A 25,854-nucleotide genomic window follows, 5' to 3' on the forward strand; every position below is an offset into this window, starting at 1 on the left:
GGGCGAGTTTCAGAGCGCGTCCAGCCCGGATTTCAGCGCATCGCCCATGCCGCTGTCTTCCATGTGGACCCGAAGCCGCTGGTTGTAGCCGCCTTCGGTGTTCAGCGCCGCGATCAGCGTGGTGCAGTCGCTTCCCGCAAGGCTGGACGCGACGAGCATGCGCAGGAAGGCCTCGCCCTGCGCGGTGTCCTCGACCTTGTCGCCCAGCCAGTCCGCAGCGTCCGCGACCATCCGTGCCGCCGGGGACAGCACCGCCTGCGCCGACAGGTAGGCCGACAGCTCCGCCTCGTCCTTCAGCGGGAAGAGCGTATTCTTCGCCCCGAAGAGGTCGCCCACCAGCGCCTCGTCGCCCAGCATCATCAGCGGCGTGCCGCCGGTTGCAATGCCGGGGAAGGGCATCATCACCGCCGCCGCCCGGGCCGGGGCCACCAGTGCGGCCACGTCACCAAGCCCGGCCCCGGCCATGAAGCTGATGACGTTCTGTCCCTCGCGGAAGGGCAGCCCGCCGAGGATGCCCGGCGCGTGCTCAGCCATGAGCCCAAGGAAGACGACGTCGCAGGCTGCCACGATGGCCGCTGCCTCGGCGATCTCCACGTTCTCGTGCGCCGCTGCCAGCCGCGACGCATGCGCCTTGCTGCGCGGGGTTACAAGGATGCGGTGGCCGTCAGGCGCGAGGCCCTCCACCACTGCCGATGCGATGGTGCCGCAGCCGATGAAGCCGATTGTCGCCATGGTATGTCCCCCGTATTGGCCCTGTCTTGGTCCCTGTCTTGCGTTGCTGTGACCCTGCCCCGCGATCCTCTCGGGGTGCAAGGGGCAGGGCCCGTGCAGGACGCCGCAGACGTGACGCTGATCGGGGGTTGCACGGGACAGCGGCATGTCTATAACGCACGACAATTTGCGGGCAGCAGCGACTCTCCCCCGCCGCTTTGCCGTGCCTGCCGAAAATTGCCCCGAATACGTCCAAGCCAGAGGTCGAGACATGCCCAAGAGAACCGATATCAAATCCATCATGATCATCGGCGCAGGGCCCATCATCATCGGCCAGGCCTGCGAATTCGACTATTCCGGTGCCCAGGCCTGCAAGGCCCTGCGCGAGGAAGGCTACCGGGTCATCCTGGTGAACTCGAACCCCGCCACGATCATGACGGACCCCGGCCTTGCCGACGCCACCTACATCGAGCCGATCACGCCCGAAGTCGTCGCCAAGATCATCGAGAAGGAACGCCCCGACGCGCTTCTGCCGACGATGGGCGGTCAGACCGGCCTCAACACCTCGCTGAAGCTCGAGGAAATGGGCGTTCTTGAGAAGTATGGCGTGGAGATGATCGGCGCCAAGCGCGAGGCCATCGAGATGGCCGAGGACCGCGCCCTGTTCCGTGACGCCATGGACCGCATCGGCCTCGAGAACCCGGCGGCGACCATCGTCACTGCGCCCAAGAAGGAAAACGGCAAGGCCGACCTCGACGCGGGCGTGCAGATCGCGCTCGAGGCGCTGGAAACCGTCGGCCTGCCGGCGATCATCCGTCCCGCCTTTACCCTTGGCGGCACCGGCGGCGGCGTCGCCTACAACCGCGAGGATTACATCCATTACTGCCGCAGCGGCATGGATGCGTCCCCGGTGAACCAGATCCTCGTCGACGAATCCCTCCTTGGCTGGAAGGAATTCGAGATGGAGGTCGTCCGCGACAAGGCCGACAACGCTATCATCGTCTGCGCCATCGAGAACGTGGACCCGATGGGCGTGCACACCGGCGACTCGATCACGGTGGCGCCCGCGCTGACACTGACCGACAAGGAATACCAGATCATGCGCAACGGCTCGATCGCCGTCCTGCGCGAGATCGGCGTGGAAACAGGCGGCTCTAACGTGCAATGGGCGGTGAACCCCGAGAACGGCCGCATGGTCGTCATCGAGATGAACCCGCGCGTGTCGCGCTCCTCGGCTCTGGCGTCCAAGGCGACCGGCTTCCCCATCGCCAAGATCGCTGCGAAGCTGGCGGTCGGCTACACGCTCGACGAGCTGGACAATGACATCACCAAGGTGACCCCGGCCTCCTTCGAGCCGACCATCGACTATGTCGTCACCAAGATTCCCAAGTTCGCCTTCGAGAAATTCCCCGGCTCCGAGCCGCACCTGACCACCGCGATGAAATCCGTTGGCGAGACCATGGCCATCGGCCGTACCATCCACGAGAGCCTGCAAAAGGCGCTGGCGTCGATGGAATCCGGTCTGACGGGCTTCGACGAGGTGGAGATTGACGGCGCGCCCGAGAAATCCGCCGTCATCAAGGCGATCAGCCAGCAGACCCCGGACCGCATGCGCACCATCGCGCAGGCGATGCGTCACGGCCTGACCGATGACGAGATCCACGGCGTCACCATGTTCGACCCGTGGTTCCTTGCCCGCATCCGCGAAATCGTGGAAGCCGAGGAAGACGTGAAGGCAAACGGCCTGCCGCAGGACGAAGACGGCATGCGCATGCTCAAGATGATGGGCTTCACCGATGCGCGCCTCGCCAAGCTAACCGGCTTCTCCGAGAAGGACGTGCGCAAGCGGCGTCACGGCCTTGGTGTCACCGCCGTCTTCAAGCGCATCGACACCTGCGCCGCCGAGTTCGAGGCGCAGACCCCCTACATGTACTCCACCTACGAGACCCCGATGATGGGTGAGGTGGAATGCGAATCCCGGCCCTCGGACAAGAAGAAGGTCGTGATCCTCGGCGGTGGCCCGAACCGGATCGGCCAGGGCATCGAGTTCGATTACTGCTGCTGTCATGCATGTTTCGCCCTGACCGATCAGGGCTATGAGACGATCATGATCAACTGCAACCCCGAGACCGTGTCGACCGACTACGACACCTCGGACCGTCTCTATTTCGAGCCGCTGACCTTCGAGCACGTGATGGAGATCCTGCGCGTCGAGCAGGACGCCGGCACCCTGCACGGCGTCATCGTGCAGTTCGGTGGCCAGACTCCCCTGAAGCTGGCAAATGCGCTCGAGGCCGAAGGCATCCCGATCCTCGGCACCACGCCCGACGCCATCGACCTTGCCGAAGACCGCGAGCGGTTCCAGGCGCTGGTCAACCAGCTTGGCCTGAAGCAGCCCAAGAACGGCATCGCGTCCACCGATGCGCAGGCGCTGGCGATTGCCGAGGACATCGGCTTCCCGCTGGTGATCCGCCCGTCCTACGTCCTTGGCGGCCGCGCCATGGAGATCGTGCGCGACATGGCCCACCTCGAACGCTACATCAAGGAAGCGGTTGTCGTCTCCGGCGACAGCCCCGTGCTGCTCGACAGCTACCTGTCGGGTGCGACCGAGCTTGACGTCGACGCCCTTTGCGATGGCGAGGCGGTGCATGTCACCGGCATCATGCAGCACATCGAAGAGGCCGGCGTGCACTCGGGCGACAGCGCCTGCTCGCTGCCGCCCTATTCGCTGGGCAAGGACATCATCGAAGAGATCAAGCGCCAGACCGAAGCACTGGCCCGTGCGCTGCACGTGGTCGGGCTGATGAACGTGCAGTTCGCGGTCAAGGGCGGCGAGGTTTACCTCATCGAGGTGAACCCGCGCGCCTCGCGTACCGTGCCCTTCGTCGCCAAGGCCACGGATTCGGCCATCGCCTCCATCGCGGCGCGGATCATGGCGGGCGAAAAGCTGTCTGCCTTCCCACTGCGCGCAGGCTATGCCGCTGATACGGACTACGACACCGACGTGCCGATGGCCGACCCGATGACCCTCGCCGATCCGGATATGCCCTGGTACTCGGTGAAGGAAGCGGTGCTGCCCTTCGCCCGCTTCCCGGGTGTCGACACCATCCTTGGGCCGGAAATGCGCTCCACCGGCGAAGTCATGGGCTGGGATCGTTCCTTCCCCCGCGCCTTCCTCAAGGCGCAGATGGGCGCAGGCACGCACCTGCCGACCGAAGGCGCGGTGTTCTTCTCGATCAAGGATGACGACAAGACCGACCAGATGCTCGAGGCAGCGCAGGTGCTGACCGAGATGGGCTTCACCATCATCGCCACCGGCGGCACCGCGGCCTTCTTCGAGAAGGGCGGCGTGACCGTCGAGCGGGTCAAGAAGGTCTACGAGGGTCGTCCCAACGTGGTCGACCTGATGAAGGACGGTGGTATCCAGCTGGTTCTGAACACCACCGAGGGCGTTGCCTCGGTCGAGGACAGCCGCGAGATCCGCTCGGTCGCGCTTTATGACAAGATCCCCTACTTCACCACCGCCGCCGGCGCCCATGCCGCGGTGATGGCGATGAAGTCCCGCGAGGAAGGCGACATCGTCGTGAAGTCGCTGCAGGGCTGAGGCCCTTCGCGCAGATGAACACAGGAAAGCGGGGCGGAAACGTCCCGCTTTTTCCGTTTGAGCCGAGGCCCTCAGCGCGGAATCAAGGCCGCAGGCCGCCGCGCAAGCGCCGGACCGTCCCGGCGGTCTGGCGCTCTGGTGATGTCCGTGCATCGTGTCGAGGTTCTTCGGACGTGGCCGGGATAAATCGAGAGGATCGACCATTTCAGCGCCAGCCCATGGTCCGGCGCTGGCGCGGCTCCACACTGAGGCGACAACCAAATCGGCGCCAACGGGAATTCCCGCAGCTTGCGCAGCCGAACCCGATGCATCCCCTTCCCCCTCCCCGGGAAACCCTGCTAAGCCTCACCTGACCGCAGAAGGAGGCCCATCCCATGACCACGCCGAAACCCGTTGTCCTGACCATTCTCGACGGATGGGGCCTGCGCGACGAAGAAGCCTTCAACGCCCCCAAGCTCGCCCGCACCCCCAACATGGACAGGCTCTACGAAAGCTGCCCCAACGCCACCCTCGTGACCTACGGCCCCGAGGTCGGGCTGCCGTCCGGGCAGATGGGCAACTCCGAAGTGGGGCATACCAACATCGGCGCAGGCCGCGTGGTGGCGATGGATCTCGGGCAGATCGACCTTGCCATCGAGGACGGCAGCTTTTTCGACAATGACGCCATCAAGGACTACGCCGCCAGGGTGAAGGATGCCGGGGGCCGCGCGCATGTCATGGGCGTGATTTCGGACGGGGGCGTGCACGGGCATATCGACCACGTGAAGGCCGCGGTGAAGATGCTCACCGATCTGGGCTGCCAGGTGGTTATCCACGCCATCACCGATGGCCGCGACGTGGCACCGAAATCGGGTGAAGGCTTTGTGACCGACCTTGCGGGCAATCTGCCCGCAGGCGCGACCATCGGCACCGTCATCGGGCGCTACTACGCCATGGACCGCGACAACCGCTGGGAGCGGGTAGAACAGGCCTATAACGCGATGATCCTCGGGCAGGGCGACACCGCGCCCGACGCGCCCACCGCAGTCTGCCAGAGCTACGCCAGGGAGAAGACCGACGAGTTCATTCCCGCCACCGTCATCGATGGCTATGACGGCCTGAAGGACGGTGACGGCCTCTTCTGCATGAACTTCCGCGCAGACCGCGCGCGTGAAATTCTGAAAGCCATCGGTGACAAGGATTTCGACGGGTTCGAGCGTGAGATGCCCAAGCTGTCCGCGCTGCTGGGCATGGTGGAGTATTCCGATGCCCACAACGCCTATATGACCACCGCCTATCCCAAGCGGAAGATCGTCAACACGCTGGGCGAATGGGTGGCCAAGCACCGGCTGAAGCAGTTCCGCCTCGCCGAGACCGAGAAATACCCCCACGTCACCTTCTTCCTCAACGGCGGCAAGGAAGACCCTGAGGAGGGCGAGGACCGGTTCATGCCGCTGTCGCCCAAGGTCGCGACCTACGACATGCAGCCTGAGATGTCCGAACCCGAGGTGGCCGACCGCTTTGTCGCTGCCATCGAAAGCGGCACCTATGATCTCATCGTTACCAACTTCGCCAACCCTGACATGGTGGGCCATACCGGTGTTCTCGAAGCGGCCGTCGCCGCCTGCGAGGCGGTGGACCATGGGCTTGGCCGGGTGATCGAGGCGCTGGAGAAGGCCGGAGGCGCGATGCTGATCATCGCCGACCACGGCAATTGCGAGACCATGTGGGACGAGGCCACCGATGGCCCGCACACGGCGCATACCACCAACCTCGTGCCGGTGATCCTTTACGGCGGCCCAGAGGGCGCCGAGCTCAAAGCAGGCAAGCTGGGCGACGTGGCTCCGACGCTGCTGCAACTCATGGGCCTCGAGAAACCCGAAGAGATGACCGGCGAGAGCCTCATCAAGTGAAGCCCCTCGCGCTTGCCCTGCTGCTGCTTGCAGCGCCTGTCGCCGCGCCCGTTGCAGCTCAGGAGCCGGCAGAAGCCGCGCGCGCGGCGGCAGGGGCGCTCGAGGAGGCATCGGTGCAGCTGGACCGCGCGACAAGCGCGCGCGACCGGGTGGCTGCTCTGACCCGCACGGTCAGGGCCTACGAGGCCGGGCTGGCGGCCATGCGCGACGGCCTTCGCGAAGCTGCGATCCGGGAAACCGAACTGTCGCGCCGCCTCGAGGGGCAAGAGGCCGAGATTGCCCAGCTGCTGGGCGTGCTGTCGAGCATGGGAGGCCGGGCCGAGCCGGGCATCATGCTGCACCCACAGGGGCCCGTGGGCGCCGCGCGGGCGGGAATGATGCTCGCTTCGGTAACGCCAGGGCTCAATGCCGAGGCGCAGCGCCTGCGCGCCGACCTCATGGAGGTGACAGAGCTGCGTCTGCTGCAGCAATCCGCTGCCGACACCCTGCGCGAGGGGCTGACCGGCGTGCAGCAGGCCCGCACCGCGCTCAGTCAGGCTGTAGCAGACCGTACTGAATTGCCGCGCCGCTTCACCGAGGACGAGGTGAAGACCGCGATTCTGATCTCCTCCACCGAAACGCTCGAAGGCTTTGCCAGCGGGCTGTCGCATATCGCGGACAACGAGGTGCTGACCGCTCTGCCGCCCATCGACGACCGCAAGGGCGCGCTCGATCTGCCGGTGCAGGGCCAGCTGCTGCGGCGCGCGAACGAAGCCGATGCGGCCGGCGTCGCTCGCCCAGGTATCGTCCTCGCTACGGCGCCGGAGGCACTGGTCACCACCCCCACGTCGGCCACCGTGCGCTACAGCGGGCCGCTGCTTGATTACGGGCTTGTGACCATTCTCGAGCCGCAGCCCGATCTGCTCTTCGTTCTGGCCGGGCTCGACACGACCTATGGCAAGACGGGCGAGGTGCTGCCCGAAGGCACCCCGATAGGTCTGATGGGTGGCGCGCCGGACGGGGACAATCCGTCACCATCTGTTGAAGGGGGTGGCGCTGGACGCAGTGAAACGCTCTATATAGAGGTCAGAGAGGGTGACAGGCCCGTGGATCCACTGACGTGGTTCGCAACCGACCAGAACTGAACCGGGGATGAACTGAGGGATGAACAGGGCATGAACAAGTTTATGATGGCCGCGCTGGGTGGCACCGTCGCGGGCGTTGTCGCGACCACCCAATTCGTGGGGCCGCTGCTGGCGCAGGAAAACGAACGGCAATCCAGCGTGTATGAACAGCTCGACCTGTTCGGTGACATCTTCGAGCGCATCCGCGCGCAATATGTTGAAGAGGCCGAACCTCAGGAGCTGATCGAGGCGGCAATCAACGGCATGCTCACGTCGCTCGACCCGCACTCGAGCTACCTGCCCCCGGACGACGCCGAGGACATGCGGGTGCAGACCCGCGGCGAGTTTGGTGGTCTCGGCATCGAGGTCACGCAGGAAGATGGCTTCGTCAAGGTCGTCTCGCCCATCGACGACACCCCGGCCGCCGAGGCCGGGATCGAATCCGGTGACTTCATCACGCATGTCGACGGCGAAAGCGTGCTTGGCATGACCCTCGACGAGGCGGTGGACCTGATGCGCGGTCCCGTTGGCTCCGATATCGTCATCACCGTGGCCCGCGAGGGCGAAGAAGAGCCCTTCGACGTCACCATCACGCGCGACACCATCACGCTGACCGCCGTGCGCACCCGCCTCGAAGGCGACACCGTTGTGCTGCGGGTGACCACCTTCAACGATCAGACCTTCCCCAACCTCGAGGCCGGCCTTGCCGAGCGCATTGAGGAAGCGGGCGGCCTCGATGCCATCAACGGCGTGGTGCTTGACCTGCGCAACAACCCCGGTGGCCTGCTGACCCAGGCGATCAAGGTGTCGGACGCCTTCCTCGACAAGGGTGAGATCGTGTCGACCCGGGGCCGCAACCCCGAGGACGGCGACCGCTACAATGCCGAAGCGGGCGACCTGACGAACGGTAAGCCAATGGTCGTGCTGATCAACGGCGGCTCGGCCTCGGCCTCCGAGATCGTCGCGGGCGCGCTCAAGGATCACCGCCGCGCGGTGGTCGTGGGCACCAAGAGCTTTGGCAAGGGGTCGGTCCAGACGGTGATGCCGGTGCGTGGCGATGGCGCCATGCGCCTGACCACGGCGCGCTATTACACGCCGTCGGGCCGGTCGATCCAGGCGCTCGGCGTGTCGCCGGACATCGTGGTGGAACAGCCGCGCCCGGCGCCAGAGGAAGAAGAGGAAGAAACCTCCATCTTCAGCCGCTCCGAAGCGGACCTGCGCGGGCGCCTCGACAACGACAGCCTGTCCGAGGACGAGATCCAGCAGATCGAGGAAGACCGCGAGCGGGCCGAACAGTCCGCCGCCCTGCGCGAAGAGGATTACCAGCTGGCCTACGCCATCGACATCCTCAAGGGCCTCAGCGTTCTTGAAACCGAACAGCAGGAATGAGATTGGACGGGCGGGGATTTCCCCGCCCTTTCCTTTTCCGACGAGGCTTCGATGACCAAACCCCTGCTGAGTGCCGAAGAGATTGCCGCGCTGCCCTACCGCCCCTGCGTGGGCGTCGTGCTGGCCAATGCCGAGGGCAAGGTGTTCGTGGGCCAGCGCATCGACAGCGAGGTGCCCGCCTGGCAGATGCCGCAGGGCGGCGTCGACGAGGGCGAGGATGCCCGCACCGCAGCCCTGCGCGAGCTCTGGGAAGAAACCGGCGTGACCTCGGACCTCGTGACCGTCGAGGCGGAAACAGACGAGTGGTTCACCTATGATCTGCCCGACAACCTCGTGGGGCGGATCTGGAAGGGCAAATACCGCGGGCAGGAACAGAAGTGGTTCCTGCTGCGCTTTGCGGGCAACGATGAGCAGGTGGACATCGCGACCAGCCACCCCGAGTTCTCGGTCTGGCGCTGGCTGCCCATGGACGAGGTGGTCGAACAGATCGTGCCCTTCAAGCGCGCGGTCTACAAGCAGGTCCTGAAAGCCTTCGCTGACAAACTCTGAACGACGGCTGCAGCTGCTCTTTCCTACACTCGCCGTGTGGTACGCTCCGCCTCAGGGCATTGCCGTGCCAGCGCTCCTTGAACGTTCTTGCAAGGGACGGGGTGGCTAGCGACACGCCGGAGACTGCTGTGGGTGGGCTTTGCCCCTTCACGTCAAATCCGGCGTCTCGCGGCCTGCCGCTAACGCGCTTTCCCAACCTGCGCCATGATGAATGAGGCGGTGCGCTCGCTGGCGCAATCACGGACTGACCAAGGGTCGAGATGGCTCAGGGAGCCGGGCTTTACCGGTATTTTCTAAGCCCCATGCTTCGTCGGGGCTAACCTGTGAACCTTAGATTGCGAACGTTTGAAAGGTCGCAGGGGCCCTTCCTTGCCTGCCCCAAAGCGTGACGAAGGCACATCTAGATCCATCGGACCATCAACCCGAATGTCATCGAGGTTCGAGATGTGGCAGGGGGCTCTGCCCCCGTCTCCTGCGGAGACTCCCCCGGCGTATTTTCAAAGAGACGAAGAGCAGGCCGCGCCCGGGCACCTGCCGAAGGACGCCCTGTTTCCTCTTGCCGAAAATATCCCCGCCGGAGGCAGGCCCGGCAGTCGGACCGGGTGCCGAGTGGGGCAAGGGCACTCAGCGCAGGGCGTTCAGCACTCGCAGAGAGGCATAGCCATCCGGCACCATGTCGCGGCTTTCCTGATAGCCACGCACGGCGGCGATGGTAAGGGGGCCGATCCGCCCGTCGAGACCCTTGGGATCGAAGCCCACGTCTTGCAGCCGCTCCTGCAGCTCTAGCCGTTCGTCCAGCGTCAGGGCGCGGTCCTCGCGGGGCCACTCGGCCTGGATCGCAGGGCCGCCGAGGATACGGTCACCAAGGTGGCCGACCCCGATCACGTAGGCATCGGCGGTGTTGTAGCTTTCGATGACCGAGAAGTTCTCGAAGATCATGAAGGCCGCGCCCTCGTGCCCGCCGGGTAAGAGGAGCGAGGCGGGTCCATGATCCGGCACCGGATCCCCGGACATGTCGGTGACGCCGAGCGCCTCCCAGTCCGTCCCTTGCTTTTCGATCTCACGGTCTGCGAGCGTGTAGTCGAAACCGTCCGGAAGGCGCACTTCCACGCCCCAGGGCTGACCCTTGGTCCAGCCGTTTTCCGCCAGGTAATTGGCAGCCGAGGCCAGCGCGTCGGCAGGATCGTCGGACCAGATGTCGCGCTTGCCGTCGCCTGTCCAGTCCACCGCGAGGGAAAGGAAGGACGACGGCATGAACTGCGTGTGCCCCATGGCCCCGGCCCAGGACCCGCGCATGTGCGCAGCGTCAGTGTCGCCGTTCTGCAGGATGGTCAGCGCGTCGATCAGCTGGCCTTCGAAGAAGGCGCCGCGCCGGCCGTCATAGGCCAGCGTCGCGAGCGAGCGGATCACCGGATCTGAGCCGCGGAAGGTGCCGAAGGCGCTTTCCAGTCCCCAGATCGCCACCACCGCTTGCTTGTCGACGTTATAGTGGTCCTCGATGCGCTGCAGCAGCTCAGCATGCTCAGCCAGCGCCTCCTTGCCGGCCTTGATGCGGGCGTCCGAGGCGGCACTGTCGAGATACTCCCAGACCGTCTTGGTGAATTCGTTCTGGTTGCGGTCACGCTTGATGACCGCCGGATCGTATTCCACCCCGGAGAAGGCCGCATCGAGCACGTCGTCCCGGATGCCCTGTTCGGCGGCGCGGCTGCGGAAGGCGGCGACCCAGTCGATGAACCCGTCCGGACCCTTCACGTCGCTGTCCGCCGGCGGCAGATCGCCTTGCGTCGACAGCACCGGGCGCGCCTCGGGTCGGGTGGATGTGTTCGGGGCCTCGGCCTGCGCCATTGTGGCGGTGCAGGCGACGAGGGCGATGCTCAGGATCCGCGTTCTCATGCCGGGTTCTCCCTTATGATGCCTCGGGGCGCAAACTACAGCCTGAGCGCCCCGCTGCGAAGGGGGATCGCGCGCGGCGGCGGAGTCCCGCCCGCCACTTCGGCTCGCTACTTGGACCGACGCTGGCGGGTGACCTTGCGCTTGGCCTTGGCATCCTTGCGCTTCGCCGCGTTCTCCTTGCGGCGGGGTGGTCCGGAGGGTTTGCCCCGCTTGCCGCCCGGACGGCGCGAGGGCCGGCCCGTGCCGCGCCCTTCGGGCATCTTGGCATCCTCGAGTTCGATCAGTTCGAGCCCGATGCCGCCGGTGACGGGCACCGCCTCGGCAAGCCGCACCTTTACCCGCTGGCCAAGGCCGATCACGATGCCGGTGTCGGAGCCCATGAGGGTGCCCGCCTCGCGGTCGAAGTGGAAATACTCGTTGCCTATGTTGCGGATCGGCACGAGCCCGTCAGCCCCGGTTTCGTCCATGCGTACGAACAGGCCGAACTTGGCGATGCCGCTGATCCGCCCGCCGAACTCCGCGCCGATGCGGTCGGCAAGATAGGCGGCAAGGTAGCGGTCCGTGGTGTCGCGTTCGGCCATCATCGACCGCCGCTCGGTGTCCGAGATGTGCTGGCCGGTCTGTTCCAGCCGCTCGATCTCGCCCTCGGTGAGGCCATCGTCGCCCCAGCCATGGGCCGAGATCAGCCCGCGGTGGACGATCAGGTCGGAATAGCGCCGGATCGGCGAGGTGAAATGGGCGTAATCCTTCAGCGCGAGGCCGAAGTGACCGAAGTTCTTGGGGCCGTAATAGGCCTGCGTCATCGACCGCAGCGTGGCCAGGTTGATCAGCTCGGCTTCGTCCCGGCCCGCCGCGTCATGCAGCAGCTTGTTGAGATGCGCAGTCTTGAGCACCTGCCCCTTGGCCAGCGACAGCCCGGCGGCATCGGCGGTCTCGCGCAGTGCCTCGAGCTTGTCCTGCGGCGGCTCCTCGTGGACACGGAACAGCAGGGGGGTGCGCTTGGCGATGAGGGTTTCGGCGGCGGCCACGTTGGCCAGCACCATGAACTCCTCGATCAGCTTGTGAGCATCGAGCCGTTCCGAGAACTGCACCGAGGTCACCTTGCCCTCGTCCGAGAGCACGATCTTGCGCTCGGGCAGGTCGAGATCCAGCGGCTGGCGCCTCTCGCGGGCCGCGCGCAGGGCCTCGTAGGCGGCGTAGAGCGGTTTGATGACCGGCTCCAGAAGCGGGTCGGTGGCGTCGTCGAGGGTGCCGTCCATGGCCGCCTGCACCTGCTGGTAGCTCAGCGAGGCGGGCGAGCGCATGAGGGCGCGGACGAACTTGTGGCTCTTCTTATTACCTTCGGCATCGAGCACCATGCGCACGGCGATACAGGCGCGCGGCACGCCTTCGTGCAGCGAACACAGATCGCCCGACAGCCGGTCGGGCAGCATCGGCACGACGCGATCGGGGAAGTAGCTCGAGTTGCCGCGCTTGCGGGCTTCGATGTCCAGCTTGGATCCGGGCCGCACGTAATGGGCGACGTCGGCGATGGCGACCCAGACCACGTGGCCGCCCTCGTTGCCGGGATCCTCGTCCGCCTCTGCATAGACCGCATCGTCATGGTCGCGGGCATCGGAGGGGTCGATGGTGACCAGCGGCAGCTCGCGCAGATCCGTTCGGCCCTTGAGGCCCGCGGGCTTCATCGCGTCGGCCTCGGCCAGCACATCGGCGGGGAAGTCGTCAGGGATGCCGTGCTGGTGGATGGCGATGAGCGATACCGCCTTCGCCTCGGACGGATCGCCCAGGCGTTCGGTGATGCGCGCCTTCGGCCTGCCCATGCGGCCCTTGGGGCCTGCCTGTTCGGCCTCGACCAGTTCGCCGTCCTGCGCGCCATGGGTGGCATCGGGGCCGACGATCCATTCCTTGTCCGACCCCTTGTCGATGGGCAGGATGCGGCCGCCCTCGGCGCCCTTGCGGAAGATGCCCACCACCCTGAGCGCGGTCTGGCCGATCCGGCGGATCAGCCGCGCTTCGTAGTTGTGGCTGTCCTCGTGCACCACCTGCAGCTTGGCAAGGATGCGATCACCCGGTCCAAGCGTGGCATCGGTGGCGCGTGGAACATAGAGCACCACGGGCTCCACGCCTTCGCCATGCCATTCGAGCGGCTTTGCAAAGAGATCGCCGTTCTCGTCCGGCGCTTCGATCTGCAGCACGGTGACGGGGGGCAGCCGGTCCGGGTCGCGGTAGGTCTTCTTGCGTTTCTCGAGATGACCCTCGTCCTCGAGTTCTTTGAGAACCCGCTTGAGGTCGATGCGGGCAGCCCCCTTGATGCCGAATGCCTTGGCAATGTCGCGCTTGGAGGTGAGGGTCGGGTTCGCGGAGATCCAGTCGAGGACGTCCGCCTTGGTCGGCAATTTGCTCATGTCTACGCCGTATCACGCCACCGCGACGCCGTCATGACGAATCGTGCGGTGTTGGCGGGGCTGGTCATGGGGAAAAAGGGACAGACCCGACCGGTCGGCGGGGCAGGGTGGGAGCAGCGGCTGCGGCTCCGGGCCAGGGTGCGGATCTGCGCCACTGCTGCGGCGGTCGCCGGGGGACCTGATTGGTCGGTCAGGCTGGCTGTCCGGACAATCGTCGGGTCAGTTGATATGCCCGCCCCGTGAGTGGCAGCTTTAGAGCCGACCCTGAGGCGGACGGCTCAGGCCGCCTGCGAGGATCGGTCTTCGGTCAGTATTGCATAGAGCGTCGCCGGATCGGGATTGGCCCGCAGCTTGGTGCAAAGGGCCGGATCGCGCAGGGTGCGGGATACGAGGGCCAGCGCCTTGAGATGTTCCACCCCGGCATCCTCGGGCGCGAACAGTGCAAGCGCGATGTCCACGGGCTGGCGGTCAACTGATTCGAAGTCCACCGGCTTTTCCAGAAGGATGAACACACCGCGCACCTCGTCGAGGCCCGAAAGGCGCGAGTGCGGCAGCGCGACACCATGGCCCACACCGGTGGGCCCGAGGCTTTCGCGCTCCATCAGTCCCTCGACGACGCGGGGTGCCGAGAGCTCGTAAGCGCTCTCGGCCAGTTCGGCGATGTCATGCATCAGCCGCTTCTTGCTGCTGGCAGCCGCGACGACCTTGACCGCCTGCGGTTTGAGTAGTTCCAGAAAGGTCATGGACCGCCTTTCAGTGTCTGCTCTTTGGGGCAAGCCCGTCGCGGTGCCGATCGTCTTACGGATCGATCCAGCCGATATTGCCGTCTTCACGACGGTAAACGACGTTCACGCCATCCTTCTTTTCATTACGGAACACCAGCACGGGCGCGCCGGCAAGCTCCATCTGCATCACGGCCTCGCCCACGGAGAGAGAGGGAATCTGGGTTTCCATCTCTGCCACGATGATAGGCTGAAGGCTATCGGGCTCCTCGGCACCAGTGTCCGACTCGCCGGCGAGGATATACGAGGACACCCCGAAGAGTTCAACGGGCTGTGACCGGTCCTTGTGGTGATCCTTCAGACGACGCTTGTAGCGACGCAGCTGCTTGTCGATTTTTTCGGAGGCTCCCTGGAAGGCGGCGTAGATCTCGGTCGCCTTGTCCTTGGCCGTGCAGTTCAGGCCGGTGGACAGGTGGACCGTGACTTCGCAGACATATTCATGCGCACTTTTGGAAAAGGTCACCTGGGCGTCGGTGGGTCTGTTCGAATACTTGTCGAAGATGACGCCCATCTCGTTCTTGACGTGCGTCTGAAGCGCTTCGCCAATGTCGATCTGCTTACCCGTGATCTGATAGCGCATTTTCATTCCTTCTCATCGTTGGATCCGACTTCCACGAATGCCCTCTGGGGCCTTAGGGATGTGGGGACGGACCGGGGGCGACGCAACCACTTTGCATCCAATGACGTGCCGGCCCTCTCCCTGGGGTGGCGCTTGGTCTGGCATGCAAGATCACGTTGCGTCATGGGGTATATTTGACGCGAGGAACGCAGAGTCTGTCAATGATCTGTCACAAGGCGAAGCGGGTTGCGGCCTGCCAGCCTGAACGATTGGTAAAGCCGCGTCGCGGCATGACCATCAGTCGATTCGGAAGTTCTCGCCCAAGTAGACGCGGCGCACGTTCTCGTTCTGGACGACTTCGGCGGGGGTGCCGTGCATCAGCACCTTACCGTCGTGCAGGATGTAGGCACGGTCGACGATTTCCAGCGTTTCCCTCACGTTGTGGTCTGTGATGAGCACGCCGATGCCGCGGCTTTTCAGGTCCGCGACAAGGTGGCGGATATCGCCGACGCTGATCGGGTCGACCCCGGCGAAGGGCTCGTCCAGCAGCAAATAGCGGGGATTGGCGGCAAGGCAGCGGGCAATCTCGACCCGGCGGCGTTCACCGCCCGACAGGGCAAGCGCCGGAGCCCGGCGCAGGTGCTCGATCGAGAACTCGCCCAGCAGCTCCTCTAACCGTTCACGGCGGCGGTGGCCGTCGCCCTCGGCGATGTCGAGCACGGCCGAGATGTTGTCCTCGACCGACAGGCCGCGAAAGATCGACATCTCCTGCGGCAGGTATCCGATTCCCAGCCGGGCGCGGCGGTACATGGGCAGCCAGGTGGCGTCACGCCCGTCGATGGTGACCTGCCCGCCTTCGGGGTTCACGAGGCCCGCCACGGCGTAGAAGGTGGTGGTCTTGCCCGACCCGTTGGGACCGAGCAGGGCGACGACCTCGCCCCGGTTGAGGTCGAGCGTCACGTCGCGGATCACCACGCGCTTGCGGTAGCTCTTGCGCAGGTGGCGAACGCGAAGGCCGCTGTCGCCTTCGGTGCTGGTCGTGTCGGGGCGGGCCATGTCGTCTCTTTACTGCTGCGCGGCGTCGTCGCCCTGGTTGAGCACGGTGCGCACCCGACCGGTCATCTCGGCGGTGCCATCCTCGAGGTTGACGACCATCCGCTCGGAGGTCAGCGCGTTGTTGCCCTGCGTGAGAAGGACGTTGCCGGTCATCACCACGGTGCCGGTGTCGATGCTGTAATCGGCGCGCTCGGCCTCGGCAGCCTCTTCACCGCTGACTAGCGTGACACCGCCCGACGCCTCGAGCCGGTCGATGCGGCCTTGGCCTTCGGTATAGATCACCAGCACGCGCGGCGCGGCGAGGCGCATCTCGCCCTGACCGATGACCACGTTGCCGGTATAAAGCGCAGTGCCGTCGGATTGGTTGACCTGAAGCTGGTCGGCGGTCACCTCGACGGGCGCGTCGGTGTCCTGCTGCATGCCTCCGAAAGCGACCTGCGCCCCCTGCGCCAGCAGCGGACCGGAAACGGCAATGAACGCGGCGGTAAGGGCTGCGGTCGTGAAACGAAGCATCTTGTAGCGTCCTCAAGGATCTTTCGGGTCGTATACCAGCTTTACACCGTCCGTGAACAGCAGTTGCACATCATCGCTGGACTCTTCGCCGGTGATCACCAGCCGTCCGGCGGTGAACTCCCCCGCTGGCCCCTTGCCCGAAACGGGCGCAAGCGTTTCCGCCTCGATCCGGTCCAGAGCAGTGCGCATGCGCTCCGTGGTCATGACATAGCCGGTGGTGCTGGTGATTTCCACCGCTCCCTCAAGGTCGGCGCTTCGGGTGTTCTCGTCCACCAGCCCCTCCGCCGAACGCAGGGTCACGCGGCTGCCGTCCGCCATGTCGAGCGCGGCATCGAGGCTGAAGGCGCGGATCCGGTCCAGTGCGCCGTCTACCGGCTCGGCCCGTTCGGCGGTCAGGCGCAACTGGTCCCCTTTGGCAGTGGTGCCGGCAAAGTTTGGGCCGACGATCTGTTCGCGCCCCGGCGATCCGCTGCCCTGCATGAAAGGCAGGTCGATGGTGGGCTCCGTGCCACGCGGCAACAGGAACAGCGTCGAGAGCAAGGCAAGCGCTGCCAGCGGCAAAAGCAGTTTCAGCCAACCGACGAACCGGGAATATGTGTCTCCGCGCGGTGCCATGTCAGGAATGGGCGAAGATGTCAGTGTCAGCCCAACCCTCAAGGTCGAGCATCGCGCGGGTCGGCAGGAAGTCGAAGCAGTGCTGCGCGATCTCCATCCGGCCTTCGCGGACCAGCATGGCGTTGAGCGCCTCGCGCAGGTGATGCAGGTGAAGGACGTCCGATGCGGCGTAGTCGATCTGTGCCTTGCTCAGCTCGTCCGCACCCCAGTCGCTGGATTGCTGCTGCTTGGAGATGTCGACACCCAGAAGCTCTTGGGTGATCGCCTTGAGCCCGTGGCGGTCGGTGTAGGTACGCACGAGGCGGCTGGCGATCTTGGTGCAGTAGACCGGCGCGGCCAGTGTGCCGAAAGCATGCTGCATGGCGGCAATGTCGAAGCGCCCGAAGTGGAACAGCTTGAGCACGTCCGGATCGGCCAGAAGGTTGCACAGGTTCGGCGCGTGGGTCTGGCCTCTGGCCACCTGGACCAGATGCGCGTCACCGTCACCGGAAGACAGCTGGACGACACACAACCGGTCCCTCTGATGGTCGAGGCCCATGGTCTCGCAGTCGATGGCGACGACCGGGCCGAGGTCGAGGCCGTCCGGCAGATCGCCTTTGTGCAGATGGTTTGCCATGGATCCGACCCCTTTCACAGTCCTGCGGGCAGTGCGCTGGACATAGGCAGAAGCGACCCGGCGCGCAACTGGGGCCGCGTTCCCAAGCTTGCCACATTTGGTCCGAATGAAGCGGCAAATGTGGTGCGATTCGGCAGGAATGTGGCGTGAAGTGGGCGTCCTCTCTGTGGAGTCCGGAGTAGATGATGACGAAAAGTGACAGAATGTAACATTTCGTGATGTCCGGCGTGCACGCTAAGGGTGTGCTTTTTGCGGAGCGAGTAGCTGCGTCGATCCGCCGGCGTTTGGTCGAGGCAGGCGTGGCTCGGGCGTCGTTTTGTCACGGTCGGCCTGGCTCGGGCCTCAGCACTGTTTCTGGTTTATAATGAGTTCATGACGTCTTCGTTGTCTCAGTCGAGCCAAAAAATCAATATTCGCAATATGAAATGGAAAGTGGCCCGGATTATCGCGAATTGTTTCCAATATTAATGCCACTTTAAGGCGAGTTAGTGGCGCATTGTTGATGATCTAATTTGAGGCGTCCGAGGTCTCCGTGTGACATGAATCCCGGTTCATGCTCTCGACTGGTCTGACGATACCGCCCGCGCGCCGGCCCATCCAAGCGGCATACGCTCGCCTGTCATCAGACGGGGTGAACAACCTATTGGTGTGCATATAAACCACTTGTTGACGTGCCACGGGTTGGACGCCATATCTCTAAAAGTCGAAGGATGGACACATTCTCGACAAACTACGGCACTGGGGGTTGGTGCTGCCCATTCGGGAGAACAGGGTAAAGTCTGCTGCGATCCGCTCGGATCTGACATTTGCATCATCTGCCCCGGCATGCCGGGATGGCCCCCCCCTCTGGTCGGACTCTGTCCGACCTCACGGATAGGTCTTGCCGATATGCAGCCGTCATTCAGACCAACCCAAAGCTTCCGGTAACGCACGCCTCCGGGAGGTTATTGTGACACTGCAGATCCGCCAGCCGCTGCCGACGGCCCAGCTTGAAACGCTGATCGACACCGCGCTTTTCTCGACGCCCCGCTCTGCGTTCTATCGTAATGTCGCCAAGCGTGGTCTTGACATCGCACTGATCGCGATCGGCGTGCTGCCGGTGATGCTCGTCACTCTTGTCCTTGCCGCCCTCATCGCCTGTGACGGACATTCGCCGATCTACCTGCAGAAACGCGTGGGCCGGAATGGCCGCGTGTTTCACATGTGGAAGCTGCGCTCGATGGTAAAGGATGCGGACAGCCGGCTCGACGCCTACCTCGCCGCCAATCCCGAAGCCCGGGAGGAATGGACCCGCACCCAGAAACTGCGCCACGATCCGCGCATCACTCGGATCGGCCGCATCATCCGCAAGACCTCGCTCGACGAACTGCCGCAGCTCTGGAACGTGCTGCGCGGCGACATGAGCCTCGTGGGGCCGCGCCCCATGATGGTGGAGCAGCAGGACATCTACCCGGGGACTGCCTATTACGCCCTGCGTCCCGGCATCACCGGCTTCTGGCAGACCTCGGTCCGCAACGAATCCAGCTTCGCCGAGCGTGCCGGCTTCGACACCGACTATCTGCGTCAACTGTCTCTTAAGGCGGATATGAAAATACTTTTGAAGACGGTCAAGGTCGTCATCAAAGGCACTGGCTGCTGACGCTTCTCTCTCTCTCAAGAAGCTCACGAAAGGCCTCCTCATTCGAGGGGGCCTTTCTTCTTCTGCGCCTAGGCGGCAGGGCAGAGCCCATGAAAAAGGCGCGCCGCGGGTTCTCCGCAGCGCGCCTCGCTTCGTCGGCCCTGATGGGATCAGGAAGCGTTGGGCAGGATCACGATTTCCACGCGGCGGTTGCGCTGCTTGCCCTCGGCGGTGAGGTTGGAGGCGATCGGCTGGTCTTCGCCGCGGCCGATGGATTGCACGCGGTAAGACGGCACGCCTTCGGACATCAGCACGCTGGCCACGGCCTGGGCGCGGCGCTGCGACAGGCTTTGGTTATAGGCGGCTGCGCCGTCACTGTCGGTGTGGCCCACCACCTGAACGGTGGTGTTCGGGTAATCGAGAAGCGACCGGCCGACAGTGCGGATATCGGCGGTCAGGTCGCCGCGCAGGGTGGCGCTGTCGGTCGCGAACAGGATGTCCTGCGGCATGGTCACGACGAGGCGATCACCGGTGTTGTTGATCGACACGTTGTTGCCAAGCTGCTGGCGGAGCGCCGCTTCCTGCTTGTCGAGCTGGTTGCCGATCAGGCCACCCGCGACGGCACCGGCAAGGGCGCCCGCGGCGGCGTTCTTGACGCGGTCATCGTTGTTGCCGCCGATCGCGCGACCGGCGATAGCACCACCCAGCGCGCCGATGGCGATACCGCGGTTGGTGTTGTTGTTGGGGTTGTTCTCGTTGAACATCTGGTTCTCGGCACAGGCGCTGAGCGCCATCGCGGCCGCGAGGGAAACCATAAGGGGGGTTTTGACCCGGATCATCTTGTGCCTCATCTGTCACTCGTCCCGTTTCAAAGGGCTCTGGCGACGTTATAGCGCGCCGTTTGCTTTCGCCAACCGAACATTCCGTGTGCGGTCGGCAGCCTTCCGCCCAAAATGTAACTCAGCGTTTCAGGCCTCGAGCCGCGCGCTTTCCCACGCGAGGATGGCGCGCTTCACCGGCAGTCCCCAGTGATACCCTCCAAGGCCGCCCGATTTGCGCAGCGCCCTATGGCAGGGAATCAGCAGTGAGATCGGGTTGCGCCCCACCGCCGTGCCGACCGCCCGCACCGCCTTCGGGCTGCCGATGGCGGCGGCAATGTCGGAATAGGTGGTCACATGCCCCGAGGGGATCGACATCAGCGCCTCCCACACCTTGATCTGGAAGGGGGCGCCAATGACGAACAGTGGTACCTCGGCATCGCTGCGCCCGAAGGCGGCATCGGCCCAGGGGGCAAGCGGCGCGGGTTCTTCGACATAGCGCGCGCCGGGCCAGCGGGCGCAGAGGTCGGCCATTGCAGCCTCCTCACCTGCTTCGGCAGTGAAGGCGATGCCGCAGATGCCCCGTTCGGTGCCCATGATGATGGCAGGGCCAAAGGGGCTGTCGAAACGGCCCCAGCGGATCATCAGCCCGTCACCGCCCTTCGCAAAATCGCCGGGGCTCATGGCCTCCCAGCGCAGGAACAGGTCGTGCAGCCGCCCGCCCCCGGACAGCCCCGCCGCCAGCGCGGTATCAAGGGTGCTGTGCCGATCTTCCAGCAGGGCCTTGGCGTGGCCGAGGGCAAGGTACTGTTGCAGGCGCTTCGGCGACACCCCGGCCCAGGTCGAGAACAGGCGCTGGAAATGCGCCGGGCTCATGCCCATGCCGCCGGCGAGCTCGTCGAGCGTGCAGGCGGGGCCGCGTTCGTCCACCAGTTCGATGGCGCGGCGCATCACCTCGTAATGGTAGCCTGAGGTCTTTTGCATCTGGTTCATGGTCTCGTCTCCGGCCCCGATACCCCATTAGGCGGCAAACGTGGGCCGGATGCGACCCGAATATTGCGCATCCCGCGCCGCTCGGGCATCAGGGTGGGCATGGCAAAGCAGCTTGATTATCACACCCTGCGCGAGATCTTCACGCGCTTTCACGAGGCCGAGCCCGAACCCAAGGGCGAGCTTCACCACGTCAACGCCTTTACCCTCGTGGTGGCAGTGGCGCTTTCGGCGCAGGCGACGGATGCCGGGGTCAACAAGGCCACCGCAAAACTCTTCGAAATCGCCGACACCCCCGAGAAGATGCTGGCCTTGGGCGAAGAGGGTGTGACCGATCATATCAAGACCATCGGCCTTTACCGCAACAAGGCCAAGAACGTCATCAAGCTGTCCCGCATCCTGCACGAGGACTACGGAGGCGAGGTGCCCTGTTCCCGCGCCGCGCTCGAGTCGCTGCCCGGTGTGGGGCGCAAGACGGCCAACGTTGTATTGAACATGTGGTGGCATTACCCGGCGCAGGCGGTGGACACCCATATCTTCCGTGTCGGCAACCGGTCGGGGATCTGCCCCGGCAAGGACGTGGTCGCCACCGAGCGCGCCATCGAAGACAACATCCCCGTGGATTTCCAGCAGCATGCGCACCACTGGCTGATCCTTCACGGGCGCTACACCTGTGTCGCGCGCAAGCCCAAATGCGGGGCCTGCCTGATCCGCGACCTCTGCCAGTTCGAGGAAAAGACCTTATGACCTCCACCAAGAAATACCAGGTTGTCGGCATCGGCAACGCCATCGTCGACGTGCTGACCCGCTCGGACGATACCTTCCTCGATCACATGGGGATCGAGAAGGGGATCATGCAGCTGGTCGAACGCGAGCGTGCTGAACAGCTGTATGGCGCCATGGAAGGCCGGGTGCAGGCGCCGGGCGGGTCCGTCGCCAACACCATCGCCGGGATTGGCGCGCTGGGGCTGCGCACCGGCTTCGTGGGCCGGGTGCGCGACGACGCGCTGGGGCGCTTTTACGCCGAGGCAATGGAGAAGGACGGCACCGATTTCGTCAACCCGCCGGTGGAAGGCGGCGAGCTGCCCAGCTCGCGCTGCATGATCTTCGTGTCCCCCGATGGTGAGCGGTCGATGAACACCTACCTCGGCATCTCTGCCGAGCTTGGCCCCGAGGACGTCTCGGACGAGGTGGGCGCGCAGGCCGAGATCGTCTTCCTCGAAGGCTATCTCTTCGACAAGCCCAAAGGGAAAGAGGCTTTCACCCGCATGGCCCGCACCTGCCGCGCGGCAGGTGGCATGGCCGGGATCGCCATTTCCGACCCGTTCTGCGTGGAACGGCACCGGGACGATTTCCTCAAGCTCATCGCCAATGAAATGGACTACGTCATCGGCAACGAAGCCGAGATCCGGTCGCTTTATCAGGACGATTCGCTTGAGGCCGATCTGGCCCGCGTGGCCGAGCTGTGCCCGCTGGTGGTCTGCACCCGCTCGGGCGATGGCGTCACGATCATTCACAACGGAGAGCGGACGGACGTGCCGGTGACCAAGGTAGTGCCGGTTGATGCCACCGGCGCGGGCGATCAGTTCGCCGCCGGGTTCCTCTATGGCCTCGCGACAGGCGCGGACATGGCAACCGCGGGCCGCATGGGCACCGTTGCCGCGTCCGAGGTCATCGGCCACATGGGCCCGCGCCCCGAAGCCGACATCCGCGCGCTGTTCCGCCGCGAAGGCCTGATCGACTGATCCGATGCGCCGGGGCGGGCTGCCGCCCCGGCCTTTTCTGATGGGTCTGCACACTGGCCGTCCCGGCCCTTCGGCCTGCGGCGACGGGCCTGCCGAACCGGCCCTTCCAACCTTGCCCCATCCAAGCTGGCCGACCTGATGCCGGTGTGCCGGGCGTCAGTGCGCTTCGGCCCAGTTGCGGCCCATTCCTGCATCCACCACCAGAGGCACATCGAGCTTCACCACCGGCTCTGCGGCGCCTTCCATCACAGATTTAGCGGCCTTGATCAGGTCGTCCTCGGCGCCGGTCTCCACTTCGAACAGCAGTTCGTCGTGCACCTGAAGCAGCATCTTCGCGGGCAGCCCGTCGATGGCGTCGGGCATGCGCACCATGGCGCGGCGGATGATGTCGGCAGCGGTGCCTTGGATCGGCGCGTTGATCGCGGCGCGCTTGGCAAAGCCCGCGCGGGGGCCCTTGGCGGCAATCTCGGGTGTGTTGATGACGCGGCCAAACAGCGTTTCCACCCGCAGGTGTTCCTTGGCGAAGGCCACGGTGTCGTCCATGTAATCGCGAATGCCGGGGAAGCGCTCGAAGTAGCGGTCGATGAATCCTTGCGCCTCGCCGCGCGGAATGCGCAGGTTGCGCGCAAGGCCAAAGCCGGAAATGCCGTAGATTACACCAAAGTTAATCGCCTTGGCCTGCCTGCGGATCTCGGGGGTCATGTCCTCCATGGGCACATTGAACATCTCGGAGGCGGTCATGGCGTGGATGTCCTGCCCGTCACGGAATGCCTGCTTGAGCGATCCGATGTCCGCCATATGCGCAAGGATGCGCAATTCGATCTGGGAATAATCGAGCGCTACCAGCGTCTTACCCTCGGGCGCGACAAAGGCTTCGCGGATGCGGCGGCCTTCTTCGGAACGGATCGGGATGTTCTGCAGGTTGGGGTCGGTGGACGACAGCCGCCCGGTCACCGCGCCGGATATGACGTAGGAGGTGTGGACCCTCCCGGTGTCCTTGTTGATATGTTCCTGCAGGGCGTCGGTGTAGGTGCTTTTGAGCTTGGACAGCTGCCGCCAGTCCAGAACGCGGCCCGGCAGGTCGTGTTCCGTCGCCAGATCCTCGAGCACGTCGGCCCCGGTGGCATAGGCCCCGGTCTTGCCCTTCTTGCCGCCGGGCAGGGACATCTTGTCGAAGAGGATCTCGCCCAGCTGCTTGGGCGAGCCCACGTTGAACGTCTCGCCCGCAAGCTCGTGGATTTCCGCCTCGAGCGCGGCCATCTTCTGGGCAAAGGCGCTGGACATGCGCGACAGCGTGGCGCGGTCAACCTCGACCCCCGCCATCTCCATCTGCGCCAGCACCGGCACCAGCGGACGTTCGAGCCCTTCGTAGACCCGCGTGACCTTCTTGGGGCTGAGCTGCGGCTTGAAGATCTGCCATAGGCGCAGGGTGATGTCCGCATCCTCGGCGGCGTATTTCACCGCATCCGCGACGGGCACGCGGTCGAAGGTGATCATGCTCTTGCCCGACCCCAGCAGCGACTTGATCGGGATCGGCTCGTGCGACAGATACCGTTCGGACAGCGTGTCCATGCCATGCCCGTGCAAACCGCCATGCATGGCGTAGGACATCAGCATGGTGTCATCGAAGGGCGCGATATTGATGCCGTAGCGGGCCAGCACCTTCAGGTCATACTTCATGTTCTGACCGATCTTCATCACCGCCGGATCCTCGAGCAGAGGCTTCAGCAGATCCAGCGCCTCCTGCATGGGGATCTGCCCCTCGGCCAGATCGTCCGACCCGAAAAGGTCATCCGTGGCGGCGCTGCGATGGGCCAGCGGGATGTAGCAGGCCTTGCCCGCCGTGGTGCAAAGCGAAACACCTACCAGATCGCAGGCCATCTCGTTGAGGCCGGTGGTTTCGGTGTCCACGGCAACCCAGCCGCGCTCGTGCGCTTCGGCGATGAAGGGGGCGAGGTCCTCGGCGGTTTTAACCCAAGTGTAACTTTCGGGGTCGATGGCGGGGAATTCGGGCGCGGCTGCGGCTTCGGGGGCGGCCTGCGGCGCGGTTTCCGCAATGACCGGCGCGTCTGCGCCAAGGCTGTCAGCGATGCGTTTGGTCAGGCTGCGGAATTCCATCTTGGACAGGAAGCCAAGGATGGTGTCCGGATCCGGCTCGCGCACCTCGAGATCGTCGAGCGTGTAGTCCAGCGGCGTATTGCAATCGAGCTGGACCAGCTTTTTCGACAGCTCGATCTGTTCGCGCTTGTCGATGAGGGTCTGGCGGCGCTTGGGCTGCTTGATCTCCTCGGCGCGGTCGAGCAGCTCTTCGAGCGAGCCGTATTCGTTGATGAGCAGGGCGGCGGTTTTGATGCCGATGCCGGGCGCGCCGGGCACGTTGTCGACCGAATCTCCCGCAAGCGCCTGCACGTCCACTACCCGGTCAGGGGCGACGCCGAACTTCTCCATCACGCCCTCGCGGTCGATGCGGCGGTTCTTCATGGCGTCGAACATCTCGACCCCGTCGCCCACCAGCTGCATGAGGTCCTTGTCCGAGCTGATGATCGTCACACGCCCGCCGGCCTCGCGGGCCTGGCAGGCGAGGGTGGCGATGATGTCGTCGGCCTCATAGCCTTCGGTTTCCTTGCAGGCGATGTTGAAGGCGATGGTCGCCTCGCGGGTCAGCGGGATCTGCGGGCGCAGATCCTCGGGCATGGCCTCGCGGTTGGCCTTGTACTGGTCGTAAAGATCGTTGCGGAAGGTGTGCGAGCCCTTGTCGAAAATCACCGCCACGTGGGTCGGCGCATCGGGGCCTGCGTTGTCCTCGACATATTTCTGCAGCATGTTGCAGAAGCCCGAGACCGCCCCGATGGGCATGCCGTCGGATTTCCGCGTCAGCGGCGGCAGCGCGTGGTAGGCGCGGAAGATGAAGGCCGATCCGTCGATCAGGTGCAGGTGGCAGCCCTTGCCGAACTGGGTCATGTGTCGCGTCCTTCTTCGCCTAGTCCTTGAGGCGC

20 protein-coding genes are annotated in these 25,854 nt (G+C 64.9%); 8 read left to right on the forward strand and 12 right to left on the reverse strand.

Annotation, left to right across the window (positions count from 1 at the left end):
• Positions 1-9: 9 nt before the first annotated feature.
• Positions 10-732 (reverse strand): NAD(P)-binding domain-containing protein, encoded by a 723-nt coding sequence (locus tag IEX41_RS08405; protein WP_188789802.1) that lies wholly within the window; start codon positions 730-732, stop codon positions 10-12.
• A 250-nt stretch (positions 733-982) separates the two neighbouring features.
• Here IEX41_RS08405 and carB point away from each other — a divergent pair, with 250 nt between their 5' ends.
• The 5 genes from carB (at position 983) to IEX41_RS08430 (ending at position 9,248) form a co-directional block, all read left to right on the forward strand.
• A complete protein-coding gene (gene carB / locus IEX41_RS08410; protein ID WP_188789803.1) occupies positions 983-4,315 on the forward strand; it encodes a carbamoyl-phosphate synthase large subunit in 3,333 nt (1,110 codons plus the stop codon).
• A gap of 374 nt (positions 4,316-4,689) precedes the next feature.
• Positions 4,690-6,207 carry a 2,3-bisphosphoglycerate-independent phosphoglycerate mutase gene (gpmI, locus tag IEX41_RS08415; protein WP_188789804.1) on the forward strand — a complete coding sequence of 506 codons (1,518 nt, stop codon included), beginning with the start codon at positions 4,690-4,692 and terminating at the stop codon, positions 6,205-6,207.
• A complete protein-coding gene (locus IEX41_RS08420) occupies positions 6,204-7,331 on the forward strand; it encodes a murein hydrolase activator EnvC family protein (protein ID WP_188789805.1) in 1,128 nt (375 codons plus the stop codon). Before gpmI ends, IEX41_RS08420 begins: the two co-directional genes overlap by 4 nt.
• 30 nt (positions 7,332-7,361) lie before the next feature.
• Positions 7,362-8,699 carry a S41 family peptidase gene (locus IEX41_RS08425; protein WP_188789806.1) on the forward strand — a complete coding sequence of 446 codons (1,338 nt, stop codon included), beginning with the start codon at positions 7,362-7,364 and terminating at the stop codon, positions 8,697-8,699.
• A gap of 66 nt (positions 8,700-8,765) precedes the next feature.
• Positions 8,766-9,248 (forward strand): RNA pyrophosphohydrolase, encoded by a 483-nt coding sequence (locus IEX41_RS08430; RefSeq protein ID WP_188790116.1) that lies wholly within the window; start codon positions 8,766-8,768, stop codon positions 9,246-9,248.
• 624 nt (positions 9,249-9,872) lie between these two features.
• Here the strand turns inward: IEX41_RS08430 and IEX41_RS08435 are convergent.
• The 8 genes from IEX41_RS08435 to IEX41_RS08470 all read right to left on the reverse strand — a co-directional run bounded on the left by IEX41_RS08435 (position 9,873) and on the right by IEX41_RS08470 (position 17,687).
• A complete protein-coding gene (locus tag IEX41_RS08435) occupies positions 9,873-11,141 on the reverse strand; it encodes a lytic murein transglycosylase (RefSeq protein WP_188789807.1) in 1,269 nt (422 codons plus the stop codon).
• A gap of 107 nt (positions 11,142-11,248) precedes the next feature.
• The gene (gene rnr, locus IEX41_RS08440) at positions 11,249-13,546 is read right to left on the reverse strand and encodes a ribonuclease R (protein WP_188789808.1); all 2,298 of its coding nucleotides are present in this window, start codon (positions 13,544-13,546) and stop codon (positions 11,249-11,251) included.
• A 278-nt stretch (positions 13,547-13,824) separates the two neighbouring features.
• Positions 13,825-14,289, reverse strand: coding sequence for a PTS sugar transporter subunit IIA (locus tag IEX41_RS08445; RefSeq protein ID WP_188789809.1), 465 nt, complete (start codon positions 14,287-14,289; stop codon positions 13,825-13,827).
• A gap of 55 nt (positions 14,290-14,344) precedes the next feature.
• Positions 14,345-14,908 (reverse strand): ribosome hibernation-promoting factor, HPF/YfiA family, encoded by a 564-nt coding sequence (gene hpf / locus IEX41_RS08450; RefSeq protein ID WP_188789810.1) that lies wholly within the window; start codon positions 14,906-14,908, stop codon positions 14,345-14,347.
• Positions 14,909-15,184: 276 nt separating this feature from the next.
• Positions 15,185-15,943: an LPS export ABC transporter ATP-binding protein gene (gene lptB / locus IEX41_RS08455; RefSeq protein ID WP_188789811.1), complete on the reverse strand. Its 759-nt coding sequence runs from the start codon at positions 15,941-15,943 to the stop codon at positions 15,185-15,187.
• 9 nt (positions 15,944-15,952) lie between these two features.
• Entirely contained in the window at positions 15,953-16,456 is a 504-nt protein-coding gene (gene lptA / locus IEX41_RS08460; protein WP_188789812.1) for a lipopolysaccharide transport periplasmic protein LptA, read from the reverse strand.
• Between the two features lie 12 nt (positions 16,457-16,468).
• Positions 16,469-17,071, reverse strand: coding sequence for an LPS export ABC transporter periplasmic protein LptC (gene lptC / locus IEX41_RS08465; RefSeq protein WP_188789813.1), 603 nt, complete (start codon positions 17,069-17,071; stop codon positions 16,469-16,471).
• Between the two features lies 1 nt (position 17,072).
• On the reverse strand, positions 17,073-17,687 hold the full coding sequence (locus tag IEX41_RS08470) for a ribonuclease D (protein WP_188789814.1): 615 nt from the start codon (positions 17,685-17,687) through the stop codon (positions 17,073-17,075).
• 949 nt (positions 17,688-18,636) lie between these two features.
• Between IEX41_RS08470 and IEX41_RS08475 the strand changes: the two genes are divergently transcribed.
• Complete coding sequence (locus tag IEX41_RS08475) at positions 18,637-19,326, forward strand: sugar transferase (protein WP_188789815.1); 690 nt, start codon at positions 18,637-18,639, stop codon at positions 19,324-19,326.
• Positions 19,327-19,475: 149 nt separating this feature from the next.
• Here the strand turns inward: IEX41_RS08475 and IEX41_RS08480 are convergent, their stop codons facing one another.
• Positions 19,476-20,144, reverse strand: coding sequence for a YiaD family glycine zipper/OmpA-like lipoprotein (locus IEX41_RS08480; protein WP_188789816.1), 669 nt, complete (start codon positions 20,142-20,144; stop codon positions 19,476-19,478).
• A 129-nt stretch (positions 20,145-20,273) separates the two neighbouring features.
• Positions 20,274-21,107 carry a methylated-DNA--[protein]-cysteine S-methyltransferase gene (locus IEX41_RS08485; protein WP_188790117.1) on the reverse strand — a complete coding sequence of 278 codons (834 nt, stop codon included), beginning with the start codon at positions 21,105-21,107 and terminating at the stop codon, positions 20,274-20,276.
• A 108-nt stretch (positions 21,108-21,215) separates the two neighbouring features.
• On the opposite strand from IEX41_RS08485, the gene nth reads away from it, so the two are divergent.
• Together nth and IEX41_RS08495 are read left to right on the forward strand one after the other, a co-directional pair.
• Positions 21,216-21,860: an endonuclease III gene (nth, locus tag IEX41_RS08490; RefSeq protein WP_188789817.1), complete on the forward strand. Its 645-nt coding sequence runs from the start codon at positions 21,216-21,218 to the stop codon at positions 21,858-21,860.
• On the forward strand, positions 21,857-22,858 hold the full coding sequence (locus tag IEX41_RS08495; RefSeq protein WP_188789818.1) for an adenosine kinase: 1,002 nt from the start codon (positions 21,857-21,859) through the stop codon (positions 22,856-22,858). Before nth ends, IEX41_RS08495 begins: the two co-directional genes overlap by 4 nt.
• A gap of 156 nt (positions 22,859-23,014) precedes the next feature.
• On the opposite strand, the gene polA is transcribed toward IEX41_RS08495, so the two are convergent.
• On the reverse strand, positions 23,015-25,819 hold the full coding sequence (gene polA / locus IEX41_RS08500) for a DNA polymerase I (RefSeq protein WP_188789819.1): 2,805 nt from the start codon (positions 25,817-25,819) through the stop codon (positions 23,015-23,017).
• Between the last annotated feature and the right edge of the window lie 35 nt (positions 25,820-25,854).

The sequence above is a fragment of the Salipiger pallidus genome, assembly GCF_014643635.1.
In the GTDB taxonomy this organism is placed as follows: Bacteria; Pseudomonadota; Alphaproteobacteria; order Rhodobacterales; family Rhodobacteraceae; genus Salipiger; species Salipiger pallidus.

Coding starts and splice junctions, on each gene's coding strand:
- nth (WP_188789817.1), top strand. CDS start 21,216: ATGGCAAAGCAGCTTGATTATCACACCCTGCGCGAGATCTTCACGCGC.
- hpf (WP_188789810.1), bottom strand. CDS start 14,908: ATGCGCTATCAGATCACGGGTAAGCAGATCGACATTGGCGAAGCGCTT.
- IEX41_RS08405 (WP_188789802.1), bottom strand. CDS start 732: ATGGCGACAATCGGCTTCATCGGCTGCGGCACCATCGCATCGGCAGTG.
- IEX41_RS08435 (WP_188789807.1), bottom strand. CDS start 11,141: ATGAGAACGCGGATCCTGAGCATCGCCCTCGTCGCCTGCACCGCCACA.
- IEX41_RS08485 (WP_188790117.1), bottom strand. CDS start 21,107: ATGCAAAAGACCTCAGGCTACCATTACGAGGTGATGCGCCGCGCCATC.
- IEX41_RS08445 (WP_188789809.1), bottom strand. CDS start 14,289: ATGACCTTTCTGGAACTACTCAAACCGCAGGCGGTCAAGGTCGTCGCG.
- carB (WP_188789803.1), top strand. CDS start 983: ATGCCCAAGAGAACCGATATCAAATCCATCATGATCATCGGCGCAGGG.
- polA (WP_188789819.1), bottom strand. CDS start 25,819: ATGACCCAGTTCGGCAAGGGCTGCCACCTGCACCTGATCGACGGATCG.
- IEX41_RS08470 (WP_188789814.1), bottom strand. CDS start 17,687: ATGGCAAACCATCTGCACAAAGGCGATCTGCCGGACGGCCTCGACCTC.
- IEX41_RS08425 (WP_188789806.1), top strand. CDS start 7,362: ATGAACAAGTTTATGATGGCCGCGCTGGGTGGCACCGTCGCGGGCGTT.
- IEX41_RS08480 (WP_188789816.1), bottom strand. CDS start 20,144: ATGATCCGGGTCAAAACCCCCCTTATGGTTTCCCTCGCGGCCGCGATG.
- rnr (WP_188789808.1), bottom strand. CDS start 13,546: ATGAGCAAATTGCCGACCAAGGCGGACGTCCTCGACTGGATCTCCGCG.
- IEX41_RS08495 (WP_188789818.1), top strand. CDS start 21,857: ATGACCTCCACCAAGAAATACCAGGTTGTCGGCATCGGCAACGCCATC.
- lptB (WP_188789811.1), bottom strand. CDS start 15,943: ATGGCCCGCCCCGACACGACCAGCACCGAAGGCGACAGCGGCCTTCGC.
- gpmI (WP_188789804.1), top strand. CDS start 4,690: ATGACCACGCCGAAACCCGTTGTCCTGACCATTCTCGACGGATGGGGC.
- lptA (WP_188789812.1), bottom strand. CDS start 16,456: ATGCTTCGTTTCACGACCGCAGCCCTTACCGCCGCGTTCATTGCCGTT.
- lptC (WP_188789813.1), bottom strand. CDS start 17,071: ATGGCACCGCGCGGAGACACATATTCCCGGTTCGTCGGTTGGCTGAAA.